Annotated in this window: 13 protein-coding genes; 3 read left to right on the forward strand and 10 right to left on the reverse strand. The window is 48.9% G+C overall.

Annotation, left to right across the window (positions count from 1 at the left end; all coding sequences use genetic code 11):
- Positions 1–4 precede the first annotated feature (4 nt).
- The 7 genes from CFI03_RS13270 to CFI03_RS13300 all read right to left on the reverse strand — a co-directional run bounded on the left by CFI03_RS13270 (position 5) and on the right by CFI03_RS13300 (position 10,600).
- Positions 5–3,127, reverse strand: coding sequence for a glycosyl hydrolase family 95 catalytic domain-containing protein (locus tag CFI03_RS13270; protein ID WP_248757585.1), 3,123 nt, complete (start codon positions 3,125–3,127; stop codon positions 5–7).
- 10 nt (positions 3,128–3,137) lie between these two features.
- The gene (locus CFI03_RS13275) at positions 3,138–4,013 is read right to left on the reverse strand and encodes a carbohydrate ABC transporter permease (protein WP_201000941.1); all 876 of its coding nucleotides are present in this window, start codon (positions 4,011–4,013) and stop codon (positions 3,138–3,140) included.
- A gap of 15 nt (positions 4,014–4,028) precedes the next feature.
- Positions 4,029–4,910 carry an ABC transporter permease gene (locus tag CFI03_RS13280; RefSeq protein WP_373312716.1) on the reverse strand — a complete coding sequence of 294 codons (882 nt, stop codon included), beginning with the start codon at positions 4,908–4,910 and terminating at the stop codon, positions 4,029–4,031.
- A 136-nt stretch (positions 4,911–5,046) separates the two neighbouring features.
- Positions 5,047–6,687 (reverse strand): type 2 periplasmic-binding domain-containing protein, encoded by a 1,641-nt coding sequence (locus CFI03_RS13285; protein WP_248757587.1) that lies wholly within the window; start codon positions 6,685–6,687, stop codon positions 5,047–5,049.
- A gap of 217 nt (positions 6,688–6,904) precedes the next feature.
- Entirely contained in the window at positions 6,905–9,295 is a 2,391-nt protein-coding gene (locus CFI03_RS13290) for a helix-turn-helix domain-containing protein (protein WP_248757588.1), read from the reverse strand.
- 370 nt (positions 9,296–9,665) lie between these two features.
- Positions 9,666–10,187, reverse strand: coding sequence for a hypothetical protein (locus tag CFI03_RS13295; RefSeq protein WP_248757589.1), 522 nt, complete (start codon positions 10,185–10,187; stop codon positions 9,666–9,668).
- A complete protein-coding gene (locus CFI03_RS13300; protein WP_248757590.1) occupies positions 10,184–10,600 on the reverse strand; it encodes a MerR family transcriptional regulator in 417 nt (138 codons plus the stop codon). Before CFI03_RS13300 ends, CFI03_RS13295 begins: the two co-directional genes overlap by 4 nt.
- A gap of 342 nt (positions 10,601–10,942) precedes the next feature.
- Here CFI03_RS13300 and CFI03_RS13305 point away from each other — a divergent pair, with 342 nt between their 5' ends.
- Positions 10,943–11,224 carry a hypothetical protein gene (locus CFI03_RS13305; protein WP_248757591.1) on the forward strand — a complete coding sequence of 94 codons (282 nt, stop codon included), beginning with the start codon at positions 10,943–10,945 and terminating at the stop codon, positions 11,222–11,224.
- 83 nt (positions 11,225–11,307) lie between these two features.
- Here the strand turns inward: CFI03_RS13305 and CFI03_RS13310 are convergent, their stop codons facing one another.
- The 3 genes from CFI03_RS13310 to CFI03_RS13320 form a co-directional block, all read right to left on the reverse strand.
- Positions 11,308–11,784, reverse strand: coding sequence for a GCN5 family acetyltransferase (locus CFI03_RS13310; protein WP_248757592.1), 477 nt, complete (start codon positions 11,782–11,784; stop codon positions 11,308–11,310).
- Positions 11,785–11,908: 124 nt separating this feature from the next.
- Entirely contained in the window at positions 11,909–13,138 is a 1,230-nt protein-coding gene (locus tag CFI03_RS13315; RefSeq protein ID WP_248757593.1) for a multidrug effflux MFS transporter, read from the reverse strand.
- A gap of 163 nt (positions 13,139–13,301) precedes the next feature.
- Positions 13,302–15,386 carry an alpha-L-rhamnosidase-related protein gene (locus CFI03_RS13320; RefSeq protein WP_248757594.1) on the reverse strand — a complete coding sequence of 695 codons (2,085 nt, stop codon included), beginning with the start codon at positions 15,384–15,386 and terminating at the stop codon, positions 13,302–13,304.
- A gap of 99 nt (positions 15,387–15,485) precedes the next feature.
- Here CFI03_RS13320 and CFI03_RS13325 point away from each other — a divergent pair, with 99 nt between their 5' ends.
- Together CFI03_RS13325 and CFI03_RS13330 are read left to right on the forward strand one after the other, a co-directional pair.
- Positions 15,486–16,391, forward strand: coding sequence for an AraC family transcriptional regulator (locus CFI03_RS13325; protein WP_248757595.1), 906 nt, complete (start codon positions 15,486–15,488; stop codon positions 16,389–16,391).
- A gap of 109 nt (positions 16,392–16,500) precedes the next feature.
- On the forward strand, positions 16,501–16,725 hold the full coding sequence (locus CFI03_RS13330; RefSeq protein WP_127493335.1) for a twin-arginine translocase TatA/TatE family subunit: 225 nt from the start codon (positions 16,501–16,503) through the stop codon (positions 16,723–16,725).
- Positions 16,726–16,751: the final 26 nt, after the last annotated feature.

Genomic DNA, 16,751 nt, shown 5'->3' on the forward strand with positions numbered 1-16,751 from the left:
AAAATCACAAATACGAGTAATTTCGATTAATCACCAGCAAATTTATCCGCCAAGGAAGACCTTCGCATGAACGGAAATGCAGATGTAGGAAGCCATCCTTTTTTTGCGTAACCGGAATGATATCCGTTGCGTATTCCCCCGCTTTGAGAGGCTTCTCCGGTCTCCAGTGAAGCTGTCCAAGGATTATAAGCTCTGTGCAAGAGGGGGTTGCTTCGTCTCCCGAAACGATTAGGAGGTCATAACGGCCTTTGGGAAGCTCGATCCTAAAAACCGCATCGCCTGCTCCACCAATAAAGTCCCGTCGAAGCAAGTCGGGCGATCCGCGGTCGATAGCTGTTAATTGTTCCGTCCGCTCCCAGCCAATCCCGCTATATGGCGTAAAGATCAGATCCGGGGTTACTTTACGGAATGCCTGACCAAGCACCCCAGCAATATGAATCTGACGGGGAAGTGCTTCCGCATAATTTTTGCCCGGCAGTTCTTCCTTAACGCCAAAGTCCAGCCGGTATGCGGCAAGCTTCGATACTCTGCTGTTTCCCGCGTAATAATCGAACGTAAAATGATCGAGCAGCCGGTAATGCTCCGTGTCCCGGTTCTTCCCCAAAAATACGCGCCGACTTGTGTGCGCTTCATGAACATGCGGGCTGCTGATGGCATTGTCATCCCTTATCCCCCTTGCATGAACCGGCGGCCAATCCGACCATAAAGTACCTTCCGCGAGATCAACATAGACGAGGTAATCACTGCCTTGAACCGTATCAAAAACCAAACAGCCTTGAACACGCGCCTCTTCCTCCAGCGTCAAGGCACGTCCGGACAAATTCACAACCTTGACGTTCTCCCCATCGTCAAACGGATTCCTCAACACAACTCTTCCGCCGGCAAGGCTTCGTATATGTACCCATTCCGTACGTCCTGCCTTACGTCTAGCGCTGACTTCAAAGCCGCCAACCGCAAGCAATCCCCTGAAATCGCATGCTTCCCACTTGCCATTAGCCCGCGCCAGCTCCTCTAACTGATGCTTATACATGCCATTTGCCCGTTTCCGCTCCAAGGTTCCTTCCGGAACGGCCGGGAATACTTCAATTACGCCGTCATAGCTTTGCAGCAGCATCTCGTTAACGGCAGCGACAAGCTCGCCGGAAGCCTCCATCATAAACGGATGGTACAAGGGTTCATTTGTAATGTTACAGTAATTCATCCATCTTTCCGTCTCCTCCGCGAACAAGCCGTTGCAACGAAGCGACAGGTCGATGCCCTGCTCGTACAGCAGCCGCAGCGCATCGTCTCCCCTGCCTAACCGCGAAGCCGCGCAGGACAGCCAGCCGAATTGGAACATGCCGAATTCCGTATTCTCCGCCGCGTAACGAAGCGTATTTTCTGCCTGCTGTCGCAGCGGCAACTCGGCATTCCTATCGATCTCGCCAATCGGATAAATGGGCATTAATAGCGATGGATGCCGCAGAGGAAGATCCGGCGGCGCCCATTCGGAATCGAGCCATATTTTCCCGTAACGCGTAGAATACGCTTCAGGATAAGGAGCCAGCTTCCCCGCAATGTCCTCCCATTTACTCCGCTCTTCCTCCGGCTCGCCGAGCAATCTGCTGGCTTCTATCGCCATGCGGAATAAATAGTTGACGGTGGCCAGCGTACAGGTCGAGTTACGCGTAAGCGGTCCTTGCTCCGGCGAAATATCCGGGAAGACGTAATACAAACCGCTCTCGGCATCAAATTGCAATAACCCTTCAAAAAATTCGGCGAGCTTTCGAATCACCGGATAAGCCTTCTCGCGCAAAAACGTCTCGTCCATGCTGTACCTGTAATAATCCCATAAAAACTGCGCGCACCACGGCCAAATGCTGTAATACAAGGCATGCGGGTAATCCCCGGCAATTCCGTCCAGTCCGTAGAACTGTTTCGCCATTCGTTCGGCGGTGCCGGCATAGGAGAGTAAACCTTCATTAAACAAGCTGGCCAGCTCCAGGTGATTGGACGTATACAGCGGCCAAAAGGCGGCTTGAATGTTCACATCCCAATACCACATGCTGCCCCACTTGGTTGGCTGCTTAATATCCCATAGACCGTTTAGTCCACAAGCCTGTTCAGGCATGGTACCTCCGCGTCCGCTGCTGCAGGACAGAGCATAAAGATTGACCCGGTATAAATCCTCGAGCAGCTTATCCGGAAGCGTAACGGACGAACGCCTCCAGAAGCCCTGCCAATAGGATTGATGTCGTTCTCTCGCCGCGGCTAGTCCGGGAATAAATTGACGCAGACGCTCGAATGCAGTCTGCAGCGGGTCGTCCGTCTGCGCTTCCGTAACGACCGACGTAAGCAAAGTTAGACTATTTTCCGCTTCATCTAACCGAATTCGAATAGCTCCTGCGCTATTCACGGCTTTTCCTTTCGCGCCAAGCAGCTTTGTCATTACAACAAAGGAAAAAGGGCGATGACGATCCTTGTCTTCCCCATCCGGGTAGAAGGAGCCTGTATAATAAATGGTTGTATCATCATGCCAATGGAAGGAAGCTTGACTATCGGCATATCTTCTTAACGGCAGCGCAAGCTCGATTTCGTTTAGCAGAGTGCCTTCCGTTTGTTTAATATCCGTGACAATGAAATCCCCGTCTTCGCCTGCCATCGTTGCAACCTCGAGCTTCTTGCCCTCTTTCTCGATCCGCAGCCGGACTTCCGCCTTGATTACGTCAAGCTGCAGCTCGTAATGATCCGGATCCTTCAGCTCCGCAGACGGATAGAGCTTTATCTCTCCGGTCGGATAATGGGAGCTTCCCCCGGGCGGCTTGCCGTATTGCCGGTACATGCTGCTGTCGCTCAGGGCATCTCCGTATAGAAATAACGGTTCTTCTGCAGGGCTGCGGTACATCGCCTGGGCATGCTTCCGAAGCTCGTCATAGGTCCGGCCATACTGCAAACCGAAGTGCTGTCCCTCTCCTTGCCGAAAGGCTGTACTGTAACGGTGCAGCTTGCGATAGTACACCTCGTAGTGGTTAAGCGCCATGGTCATCGTCTCATCTTCGTAATAGACCATTCCGCCGAAATGCCCATTGCCAAGCGGCAAGGCTTCATTCCAGCTGCTTGGCGCGTTGTCGTACGTCACCGTTGTCATGGCCATCCTCCTACCCTTTGATCGCCCCGATCATAACGCCTTTAACGAAATACTTCTGCAAGAACGGATACAAGCAAATAATCGGCAAAGTCGACACGATAATCGTCGAGTATTTGATCGTTTCGCCAATGGCATATTTATCGTCGCTGGCCGCACCGGTCATCATCGAATCCGTGCTGTTGGCGATCAGAATGTCGCGGAGCACAAGCTGAAGCGGATACTTCTCCGTGTCGCGCAAATAGACGAGCGCGCTGAAATACGAGTTCCAATGGCCTACCGCATACCATAGAATCATGACGGCGATAACGGGCATCGACAGCGGAAGCACGATCCGGAATAAAATCGTCCATTCCCCCGCTCCATCCATCCTTGCCGATTCCTCCAGGCTCGCCGGAATGGTCTGGAACGAGGTACGCATAATAATCAGGTTATACGTATTGATAGCGACCGGAATAAGCAGCGCCCACATCGTATTCATCATGCCAAGCTTGTTAACGAGCAGGTAGCTTGGAATCAATCCGCCATGAAACACCATCGTGAGCACAATGAGGAACATCAGAAAATGCCGGAAATACAAATTCGGCCGGGAAAGCACGTAAGCGCCGATAGCGGTCATGACGAGGTTAATGGCCGTTCCGAGCAGCACGTAGAGCAGCGTGTTCTCATACCCTTTCATGATCATCGGGTTTCGGAATACCGCCTTATAAGCGCTTAAGTCAAATCCGGCTGGCGCCAGCAGCAGCCCGCGGTTCTGCAGGAAAGCCGTTGCATCGCTAAACGACGCGAATAGTACATACAGGAACGGATAGAGCGTCACCACGCATAGGCCAATCATCAGAATGACGTTTATCCCGCCGAATACCCTCTCTCCCATCGTTCTTTTCATTGCAAGTCTCCTCTATCACCACAATTTGGTCTCGCTGAACCGCTTGCTGATTTTGTTGGCTGCCACAATCAGGATAAAGCTGATTATCGAGTTAAATAAACCGACTGCGGCGGTAAAGCTGTAGCTGGCCTCCAATACCCCTTTACGGTACACGTAGGTTGAAATAACATCTGCCGTTGAATAGGTAAGCGGGTTGTAGAGCAAGAGTACTTTTTCGCTGCCAACGGACATCATATTGCCCATTTGCAGGATCAGCAAAATGATAATCGTCGGCATAATCCCGGGCAGCGTCACGTTTAGCGTTTGTCTCCACCGCCCCGCTCCGTCTATTCGCGCAGCTTCATACAACGTTGGATCAATCCCTGATATCGCTGCCAGGTAAATAATCGATCCCCAGCCCACGCCTTGCCAGACTCCCGAGGAGACGTACAAGAACCGGAACCAGCCCTCCTCCATCAGAAAATCGATTGGCTGGATGCCGAAGGAGCCAAGAAGCTGGTTCACTAGGCCGGTGCGGCTAAGAAAATCGACCATCATCCCCGCCACTACGACAATGGAGATGAAATGAGGCAAATACGAGATGGATTGCACAATCCGTTTGAATGAGCTCTTCCGGATCTCATTCAGCAGAAGCGCCAGAATAATCGCAGCCGGAAAGCCAAACAGCAGCTCGTAAAGATTGAGCAGGACCGTATTCGTAATTAAGCGCCAGAAATAGATACCGTTAAAAAAGCTTTCAAAATGCTTGAAACCCACCCATGTACTTCCCCATATGCCATCGGACGGCTGAAAGTCCTTAAACGCGATCTGCAAGCCGTACATGGGGCCGTAATGGAAAATAATATAGTAAGCAAGAACGGGAAGCGCCATTAAATAAACGCCCCAATGCCGCTTCATATCCGTTTTTATCGTTTGCAGCAAAGCTGGATTCCCGACGTTTTTGGACATCGATCCTTCCTTCCTCTCTGTTCAAGGTGACGCACTCGCGCCGGTGGAGACGAGCCCGCTCGCCCCCACCTAGCCAATTCCGGGTTTAACGCTTGGAGAAGCGTTCGAGCGCAGCCTGCTGAATTTGGACGGCATCGTCGATTCCCATGCTCTTAATCTTCTTCACATAGTTGTCGAATTGGTCGATAGGCTCAACGCCCATAATGAATTTCAACAGCATTTCGTCTTTGTAGGTATTGATATCCGTCATAATCGAAGCGAATTTGCTGCTCTCATCCTGCGTTGGCGTCACAAGCGGCATCTTGCGCTCAACCGTTGGCTTGGACCAGATTTCGAGAGCTTCCTTCTGCTGCGGGAGAGCGAGATATTGCAATTGGAAGTTGTCGCTGAGCACGAACGGCGCGCTCCATGTGGCACGGTTATACTTCGCAATGGCTTGCTGGCTGCTGATTCCGTTTGACGGAGTCAACAATTCCGGCTTCAGGACCGCTTTTCCGTCCTGCATGGTATAGCTTTCGCCCTCAATGCCGTAATTGAACAGCAGCTCGCCTTGCTCGCCGTACGCGTAATCGAGCCATTTAACGGTTTCGATCGGATTTTTATCGCTTGTCGTAATCGCAGCGCCAATCCCGTTAAAGGCAAAATCCTTTTGCCCCCAAATCGGCGTATCGCCGGCGTTTAACACCGGATAAGGAGCCGCAACAAGCTTGAAGCCAGGATCTTTATCCTTCATAAGGCCGGCGTATTTGCCGATTCCGCCGCCGTTATAGGTAGCCGTTGCGCCAAGCAGGTTCGTTGTCATTTTATTGTCCAGCAGCTTGGCATTAGGCGCGGCGAAATCTTTGTCCAGCAGTCCTTCCTTATACCACTTGTTCATCGTCTCCAGGAACGACTTGAATTCCGGCTGAATCGGGCCATACTTAACGGTACCGTTATCCTGGTAGAAGCTGTTGTTAATTCCCCATGCCCCAAGGAATGGAGCGTCTACATTTAACAGGTCTTTGTCCAAATAAAGAGGAATTTCATCCGCCTGACCATTGCCGTTAGGATCCTTTTCCTTAAACGCTTTCAATACGTTGTACCAGTCATCAATGGTTTCCGGCTTGCCGAGGCCCAGCTTGTCGAGCCAATCCTGGCGGATCGCAGGTCCAAAGAATACCCTTACTTTATCGTCGCCGCGGAGGAACGGGAAGGCATAGATACTGCCGTTGTCCGTCGTGATTTGCTTCTTCCAGTCCGGATGCTCGTCGAGCAGCTTCTTCAGATTAGGCGCGTACTGATCAATGAGATCGTTAAGCTTGATGATTTTGTTATCCTGAATCGCTTTCTCGGGACCGCCCAAGTAATCATTCCAGTTGTATTCAATGACATCCGGAAGCTTGCTGGACACGATCATGAGGTTAAACTGCTCCTTCGCTTGCGCCGGGTCAAGCGGCGGATGCTGGAATTCAACCTTGACGCCCGATTCCTTCTCCCTCTCTTGATACATGCCCATTTCCGCATAGGTTTTCATTTGCGCTGCGGCTGCGGCGTGATTCGCCACCCAATAAGAAAGCTGGCTAAGCTTTGGCGGCTGCGTTTCCTTGCTTCCTGCCGATTCGGTTCCGCTTGTCTGCTGCTCGGCGTTTCCCTTACTCCCGTTATTCCCGCTGCTGCATGCCGCAAGCGATACGGCAAGAGCCGATACGGTCAAAATACTGCCGGACCATTTTAAAGTTTTGTTCATACGCGTGAACACTCCCCCTGAATTAGTGGCCATCGTCTTACAAGCGCTTACGATTCCAAGTTTACGTTCGGAGGCCGAGGTGCGCCTATGCTCTACTTTTCATCTGCGTTGTATTTTCATAAGATTTCGGGGCAAGCAAAAAACGAATCAGTTGGATCTTAAAACCGATCAGTACTCGATTTATAAAGGAAAAGACAGTCTCATGGAGACTGTCTTGCTATTCATTCAAGCTGATGGCATCCGGTACAATGGTCTCCCGGTACTTCCCCGGCGTAATTCCCTCAAGCTTCTTGAATCCCCGGATAAAAACAACATCATTGTTATAACCGACCAGCTGCGCGATTTGCGCGATCGTCAGATCTTTATTGTCCATCAGCTGCTTTGCGGCTTTCATCCGCTTCTGGGTAATGTAGTCGATCAGGTTTTGCCCCTGATTTTTCTTAAAGAATGTAGAAATATACGGCGGGGTCATTCGGAAATGCTCGGCAATCATCGCAAGCCCCAGATTCGAATCGCCCAGCATCTGCTCCACATAGGCCAGTATGTCCTGAAGCAGCTGGGTGCGATGATCGGAGCGCTCCACGTTGAAGGATCTCGTAAGCGTATCGTACAGCTCCTTTGTCTTCCGCTGCATCCCCTCTGCCGTTGTATAAGTAAACACGGCTTTTATCGGATCAAAGTCCTCGCCAAGCTCTTCCAGCTGATTCATATTGGTCGAATTCATGATTTTCAGGAAGGTACTGATAATATTGAAGAACAGACATTTCCCCATCTCCGGCGTAAAGTGGCTGGACGAGAAATTCATGTTGTAGATTTTGTCCAGCAGCTTGCCGGCATTGTCGGTATCGCCGCTTCTTACGAAGTTCGTCAGCTGAATCTCGATTTCAAGCGGATAGTAATAATGCTGTTTCGTGCTGGCAAGGTCCTGAAAATAAATAATCGCGTTTTTGCCCAAAATCAGCCTGTATTCCAACGCGGCCAGCGCTTCCGGATAAGAGTTCCGGATCGCTTTCGGACCTTCGTGGACGCCTCCGGCCGCGATCGTGATTCCAATATTAAATTTCTTCGATAGAATCTCGTAGAGGGATTGCACGATATCGTGGATGACGGCTTCCTCGTTCCTCCGCTCCTTATCCAGATTAATCAGGAACGCAAGCCGGTCCCGTTCGAGCTCCACGACAAATCCCTTCTGTGGAGGGCCGATCAGATCAATGCCAATGTTGGATACCACAAACCTGGCTCTTGCCCACTTCTCTTCATCCTCGTCGGAGAAGAGATGCACATCCTCGATTTTCACCAGAAATACGGCAAACCGGTCGCTAATAAAGTTCAAATTCATGAAATGCAGCGATTCTTCACTCTCGGAGGACAGATCCACATCCATATAGCCGTGCAACAGGCGGGATAAATAGTTCGCGCGTATGAACGGTGTCTGCCTGGTCAACGTGTTCCGCAAATGCTTTTCTTCGTGAATAGAGCCCTCAAACGTCTGCCTTATGAACTCGTATTCATTGTAGAAGGAGCGCCCGTGAATGGCTTTGCCGCGCATGATCGCATGTATGGTGGCGTGCAGCGGCTTATAGCTGCGGTATACCCCCGCTACAACCGCAAGCAGACCGGCAATTAGGCATAAGAGAAATAATCCGAGCGACCAGCTTTGAATCTGGTTCACCTGCTTCATGAACACGTTATTCGGGGTAATCGATACATAGCGGAAGCCCGCTTTCTGGGAGCTTACGAACGATACCATCTGATCCACTCCGCCCATCTTGTAAGCAAAAGGGGCATTGGTCTGATCCATTCGCTTCAGCAGATCCGCCGGGAACAACGCGGAGCCGGTGCTCATAATCGTCTGTCCGTTGTTATCTAGAATATAAATGTCGCTGTTGCTTGCCGATTCGAGCTGGGCGAACATCGCCTTGATCTCATTTACGTCTATCAGAACGATAAAATTCCCCAGATGATCCGACGGTGAGCTGACGGGCAGCGTTTGCTCGTACACGATGACGTCGCCCGGAATAACCTCAAGACTTGCGAGCGGATTTAGTCCTCGGGAGAGGGAAGTAACCGGCAGATACGCCGATTGATGCGTGCTTTCCAGCATACCGGTTTTCCACTGCTCGTAGGACTGATCTTTAAAGGTATAATTTGTTTCGTAAAACGTATGGGAATCGGTCAGCTGATCGGACTTGATAATCGTATCGCTTCGCGAGAAATAGACGAAATAATCAAAAATGAAGCTGCTGGTCATATTCCGGTAACGAGCCAGCTTGTCCCTCATAAATTCGACGAACTGATACCGGTCCGCGTTGCTTGGATGTCCTTGTATCTTCAGCATGTAATCCAGCTTGGGATCAAATACAACCTGACGAGCCAATAGATCGACCTCCGACAGTTTATTGTCGAGCGTCAGCCTAAGCTGCTCCAGCATCGCTTCATTGGACCGGTTCGTGCTTTTTTCGAGGCTGTTTTCAACCTTGGCATACAGAAATACACCCATGGCAAGGGGGATTAGAAGAATAAAGAGATTGGAAATAATCATCGTTTGGAGCGCATGGCTTCGGTTGCGGAATAATCTCTTATGAATCGGCAGATGCAAGCTAATCACGTCCCATCCTGAAGTGATCTTACGGATGCTATACTTCCGAAGCTGATATGCGTGAGGAATAATTATTTACATATTCGCCTAATTTCCAAAAAGCTCCTTTAAGCCGGGCAATAAATTAGCCAGCTCGCCCAAAAGAAGCCGACCCCTAAATAGGGGACCGGCTTCTTTTGGCTTTAATAGACGGATTTTTTGTTACAGCTCGAATGTTGAAGTATGGACGTCTGCCGCGTATGCGCTCTTTTGCATCCGTTATGCTGCACGCCATCACCATATCAAAATATGTTACTCCGAACCGGTCTTCATGTTCCACGGTATACTCATGCCTTACATACGGAATAAGGATCATAACTTCAACTCCAATCAGGAATTTTCAACAATCTACCCGATACTTCTGCTCCAGAAAAGAATATTCGTTATTTAAAGTCAACCGGTTAGGACGGATTCCGATTACCTCAAACTCATCTAATTCATTAGAGGCTTGTTTAATGGCCAGTTGCGTAACACGATTAACAACCTCATTATCAATCTCTACGGTTTCCATTTCATCCGCCAATACTACCCTTATAGGAATAGAAGCAGATTGCATGCAGCGATGTTTTTGCCAATCCATAAATACGATATCAACGGTTATTGCATGATCACCGCAAGCGATTGGGTTCGTTGTATAGATTTCCAACATAAGATCATCCGTTTTTGCTAGTACGATTGTACCTGCCTCATCTTCGTTGTGATGATTTAGGTTCGGCAAGCGAAATATACCTTCTGGCATACCAACATTTATTTGTATATCTGTGATTTCAGACTGATCAACTTCAGCCAATCGAATCCAAAGATGATTCAGTCCCTCCTCATTCTCGATCATCGATTTTGCAAGCCTGTATTCAATATTCAATCGCGATCTCCCCTTAAAAGCATGGAAACCGATTCAATGACTTTTTGTTTTACCTCCTCCGATAAACGCGGACTCAAGGTAATCGCAACATCTTCGGTGATTTGATGCGTTTCGCTTTCCAAAACACGTTCAGGATTAAAAAGGTTAATCTGGTCGCCGATTTTTTCAATTTCCTCCATGGAGAGATTGCTTAACTTTTCTTGAATGGCCGCCAGTGTTTCACCCGTTCTGCTTAAGGTGATGATCGCTCTAAGGTATTGTACATGCTTATTCGTGTACACTCTTTTATTCCCCACTAACTCAAGAGGCGGGAGTATCCCGATTTGCGTGTAATAACGCACCGTTCTAAGATTCATTTTTGCATCGTCTAGCTGAATGATCTCAGTAACTTGTTTCGCGGTAAAAGTATCCATCGTCCCCTCCTGCACACGAAAGTGTTATATTGCCACTAAAGTGTTTCAGTTACAGTCTACTGTAACTGACAACTTGCTGTCAAAGGGCAATTCGCACAAAAAAAATCCGCTATGATAGCGGATTTAAAAAGGACAATTAAACTTCCTAGTTATGAACGCAAGCTGCTATTAAAAGTTGCGAAGCTTATTCATATGCACCATGCAAAGCAGTTCTTTTTTGTTGCCTGCAAAAAAACATGACTTTAGCCCTACATTATTCGTATATTATACTTACATTTAGAAAGTACTCATGCTATACTACCACTATTAACTATAAAAATTTACCAATATAGGAGGATATTTTTGAATAATAACAGCATCATGTTAAACTACACAAGGTATACGTTACATCTGGATAACGAACTGACCAACACGGCTGCAGGCATTTTATACTCCATTAAAGGTTGCGAGGTTCTGCAAGTCAGTTACGAAGCAATTGAGGTGGGGCAGACTCCTGAGGACAACGCAAAAACGTTTTTTGGTTTAATCGATTTCCGTATCGTAGATAACAAAATAACTTTAGAAAGGATTCTGAACATTTTAAACCAAGAGCTCTTAACCTCATTTGAATTAAAGGATCTATAAAATAAAAGATGCCGTTCGCCTTCCCTAGGGAAAGCAAACGGCATTTTCAATATTATCCCTCTTATCACGTTCAATCACGTCATTTAATTGTAAGTCATCCACACCGTACTTCCTACCACTTCAAACTGCTGTTTGTACCAAAAATTCTGTGATTTGTCGAGCGAATAGACATACATCTTTTTATTCGGATATTTCGCTTTCAGCCAATTCACGAAATACGCCGCATACCCATTTCCCTCATGTTCCTTCAGCACATCCAACGCTTCTATAAGAATAAAGTTCGTCTCGTTCTTGATATCAATATAGAAATCCTTCTCCAGGTACCTTTCATCCGGGTGAAAATAATCCTTTTCCGCCTTCTGAATGAGCTGGTTGCCTTGCGCGTATTCCCGCACGACTCCGTATCCAACCATTTCGTCATTATGCTCAATCGTGTAAATCACTTCCGGCAATTCCGAAGGATCCTTCCGGCTTAATTCCCCGGCATGATAACCCGAGCTTAACTCGCCTAACAGGCTTTGCATTTCTTTGTCGAACGGCTTAGTTATAATCGAAGGCATTTGTATCTCCCTTTTAATGTTTCATCGTTATATCAGAGTATAGCACGAGACGGCTGTAGTCAAATCCTATCTGATCTTCATGACAAAAATCCCGATCAACCATGATCGGGATTTTGTCGGGCTCTTATACGGCTTTTTGCCCTACCGTGTTTAATTTATGCGCACTCGTGCCTCTTCTTACGAGCAGGAAGTAGGCGAGCATGGCCGCTATACTTGTAATTAAAATAATGATTCCAAGCGGAACAGCCGTATCTTCCCCGGCAATGCCAACGAGCGGAGCCACAACCGCGCCAAGCAGGAACGGAATAACGCCAAGCAGTGCAGCCGCGCTGCCCGCCTGATTAGCCTGGCTTTCCATCGCAAGCGGGAATGCTGCCGTCGAAGTTATGCCAATCGAGGCGACAAAGATAAACAGCGGAATAACAAGAGTAAATAACGGTCCTTGAACAAGCGTTACCACTACTACGATAATGCTTGCCAACAAGGCAAGGCAAAGTCCAAATAGCAACAAGCTTCGTTCAGATACGCGATGCGCCAGCCGTCCGACGATCTGGGAGCCGATGATCAGGCTGACCCCGTTCGAGCCGAACAGAAGAGCAAATACGGTTGGCGATACTCCGTAAATATTTTGATAAATAAACGGTGTTCCCGATACGTAAGCAAATACCCCGGCGATCATAATGCCTTGTGCCAGCATGTAGCCGACAAACTGGCGATCACGTAACAGCGAACCATAATTGCGCAGCTGCTGCCCGAAGTTCGAAGGGCTGCGGCGGTCGACCGGCAGCGTTTCCTTGAGGCTCCATTTCGTCACGGAGAGCAGGTAGATGCCAAGCACCGCCAGGAAGATAAAGACGCCAATCCAGGAGGTAACCGACAACACACCGCTGCCGGCAACAGGTGCCACGAGAGGTCCCAAATTACCTACGAGCAGAAGCAGCGAGAAGAATCGGGTAAGCTCGTGACCGCTGTACAAATCGCGTACGATCGCGCGGGAAATAACAATACCGGCCGAAGCGGCAACGCCTTGAATAAAGCGGAACAGGATCAAGAGAACGATATTCGGCGAGAATGCGCATGCCAATGAGGACGCCACATAAAAGGCCATCGAGATAAGCAGCGGAATACGTCGGCCATAGACATCGCTGAGCGAGCCCATCACAAGCTGGCCGATGCCAAGTCCAAGCAAGCAGGCTGTGAGACTGAATTGAACAAGCGAAGCCGAAGAGCCAAGCTGTTCCACGATTTCCGGGAACGCCGGCAGATACATATCAATCGTAAACGGGCCTAGCGTCGAAAATAATCCGAGCAGCAAGGCTTGGCGAATAAAATTCGATTTTTTGTTTGCATTCATTGCGAATAAGAATCTCCTATCTCCCTAGTCTGTTTTCTCTGTCTGTATCACATGTGATTATACAACCCGGAGTTCACTCCAAGTCAAGAGAAATAAAAGTAAAGCATCACTTGGTTTGCACGAAAAGAAACTCACCGCCTATGGAGTTTCTTCATTAAAAGGCCTATGCCTGATAAGTTATGCGGTAAAGCTTACCTGCTTCTACGGTTATTTCATAGGTGTTATTCCCGTTGCTTCTAACCTCGGCGTCCGGGCATTCGGGAAGATGCCTGCTTACAAAGGTCAGCACGCCTGAACCGCTTGAGCTTTCCACATGAATGCTGGTTAGATCCATCTTGATCGTGATCTGCCCTTCACCGATCGGAATGGTCCCTTGCATATGCTGCAACCCGCCCAAGTTCGGCCGGATGCGGTAGGTTTCATAACCGGGCGAAGCCGGGGTGATGCCCAGATAATATTTTCCAATCAAGTAGATCGGACCTGCCCCCCAGGCGTGACATAGGCTTTTGCCAAACGGCATGCCATACATGCCGTAATGCTGATCGTCGTCAAGCGAAGGGTCGTACTCCTCCCAGAAGGACGTAGCACCCAGATCCATCATGCCGCCCCAATAGGACAGCATCTCCTTGCGCACGACATCTTGCTCGCCGCTGTCGCATAACACGGCTAATTCATGGAACCGCATATAAGGAGTCCGAATTTGCGGAACCTCTGGATTTAGCAGTACTTGATGAATAACGCTCGAACGTTGCTCTTCCGACAAATAACCGTAGGTCATCGCGAACATATTGGCATGCTTCGTGAGCATCGGCTTGGTCTCCCCATCCACCCGGTGATGCAGCAGCCCGCCTCTTTCGTTATCCCAGAATAAGGCCAGCGTCTTCTCTTTAAGCTCCGCTGCCAAGCGACCGTAATTGGAGGAGGCCTCTTCATCGCCAATCTGGACGGAGAACGCGCTCATCGCTTCCAGGCTACGGGCCAATAAAATCTGCAAAGTACTTACAGCACCCGTATTGTTCAAATCCGCCCAATCTACAAATACCCAATCCTGCGGCCGTCCTTCGATAAATCCTTCTTCATTTCGCTGGTTTAAGCAGAATTCCATCAAGGTTACGGCACGGTCATAGTTTTGGCGGATGAAGGAGAAATCTCCTGTATACAGATAATAGTCGTATAGAGAGATGAACCAATAGAGCGAGTAATCCACAATCGTATTGAGGTGCATGGTTAGCGGGTCTTTTCCTCTCAGAGCTACAATCGTTCTGCGCGTGACATCCAGATCGAAAAAGCTGTAATAGTTCATCAGGAAAGCTTGGTAAGCATCACCGGACCAGACCCAGCGATCCCTCTTGATCCCGTCCAGGAAAAATTCGCGCGTATTCAAATGCAGCGTATAAAGCGACATTTTGTAAATATCGTTCAGTTTAGGATCCGAGCATTCGAACGAGCTTCTGTACTGAACCGGCACATATTCGTAGAGCATGGACACCCGTTCCCACGTTACGCCCGGATCGGCGTGAATCCACGCATACCGGAACGCCTTCGGCTCCTCCAGCGTGAATACGCCATCCTCTTCCTTCCCTCTTGCTGCCTCTGCCTCGAAAGCATCCAAGGTCACGCATTCCTCCGGCGAAAGCGCCTCTGCGAATGATTCTCCGAAATAGACGTTTACGGAACCGTTGCCCCTCAGATTATGAAATCGAAGATAGCCGAAGGTTTCTTTGCCAAAATCAAGGAGCGGATAACCTTCTTTGTCCATAACCGAGACAGGTTCTTTAGGAGTAACCGCCAGTCTGAAGGCGGACGGTCTATTCTCCGGCGCATCAAACTTCCAGAAGCCGGCTGGCAGCCAGTCATTCTGATAAGAAGTCACTTCCCAGGAGGAATCGGATTGAATGGAGTCTCCCGCAACATAAAGCGCCGGCATGTCCGTATCGTTATACACGCTTACCATAATTTCATGACGCCCTGCGGGAAGCGTTATCGTTGAACGGTTGGAACGGTAATTATCTTTGCCGTCCAGGTAGAGGGAAAAGACGCCTTCCGCCGCAATCGTAATATCCTCTTCATGCTCCAGCTCATAGGTATAACGGAATTTAATATTGGAATAATGCCGGTCAAGCCGCCAATACGCGGGATAAGCAACCCCTCGAGCGGTACGCTTTGCTGACATTTTCTCATGCAGCCGAATTTCGAAATCTCCGGGATACCAGATCCAGGTAGCCTTCTTCTTATCTTGTGAAACCATCGGTTAGCTTGCCCCTTTCGAATCGTTTACGTAAATTGTATAATAAGCAAAACATCCGCGAAGCAGGAACAAATGACATGATGCATAGGGGAAAATGACATGGTTACAAACGACACCAAAAAAGCGGGGAAAGCTCCCGCCCACCACTCCTCCATCGAGGAGCATTTCCATCATCCATTCCCTGTTTTTATTAACCGCTGGGAAGAGGGCTTTGATCTTAGAGAGCATGATCATGCCTATCTTGAGATTGTGTATGTCATGTCGGGTGAGGGCTATCATTATGTGGCAGACGAAGTCAACAAAACAAGCAAAGGCAGCTTGTATATCATTCCGATAGGCACTTCCCATATTTTCCGGCCCAATGGTACATCGAACCGTCTACTCGTCTATAACCTCTGCATCCGCCCCGATTGGATCGGAGAGCTCAACGCATGGTTATCTCCATACTGCCGGGATACCGACGTATTGCATGTTCTTGACGGTACTCCGGGGACGTATCTATTTCTCCGGGATACCTCGCTCGAGCTTGCGCCATCGTTCGAACAGCTGCATCGGGAATTTACTGAGGAGTCTTGGGGCTTCGAAACGACTATACTTGCCGGCTTGCTTCAACTGCTGACGCGCATTTCCAGGAAACTGAAGATGCAGGATACCACCGGCAACCAAACAATCCACGGCACGAGACATAGCGAATTACTAAACATACTGGACCATATTAACCGGCATATTGCTGAACCTTTAAAAGTGGAACAGTTAGCGGTACAAGCCGGCATTAGCCAGCGGCATTTCATCCGATTGTTCCGGCAGCAGACTGGGATGGGGTTCTCCGAATACGTGCAGAACAAGCGTGTAGAGCTGGCCTGCCAGCTGTTGACCGGTACCAGCCAACCGCTAGCGGATATCGCCAAGCAAGTTGGTTATCAGGATCCCGCCCATTTTCGAGAGGTATTTCGAAAGATTATGGGCATGACTCCAAGGCAATACAGGCCTAAGACATCCCATTAAGCTTCCTGTCGAAATAGGAATCGCCACTCCCTCACCTTCACCTTCTATTAGGCGAAGTTGTCGTTTATAATAAGTATAGCGTTTACATTGTTTTTAGGAGGGTTCATGGATGGCTGACATCGGAATGCCCGGCTTTATCCTTCTTATTATTGTTGCATTGGTGCTATTCGGCCCCAAAAAGCTTCCCGAGCTTGGTCGTGCGCTTGGCCGCACCGTTCGGGAATTTAAAACCGGCATGCATGGGCTGATGAATGAGGATGAGCCAATTGCGAAAAAGAATACAGCCGAAATCGAAATAGACCGCCCCAATTCAAAACAGCAGCTTCCGGAATAACGGAAGCTGCTGTTTTCTTATCGAAT

The sequence above is a fragment of the Paenibacillus sp. ATY16 genome, assembly GCF_003399985.2.
Taxonomy (GTDB): Bacteria; Bacillota; Bacilli; order Paenibacillales; family Paenibacillaceae; genus Pristimantibacillus; species Pristimantibacillus glycanilyticus.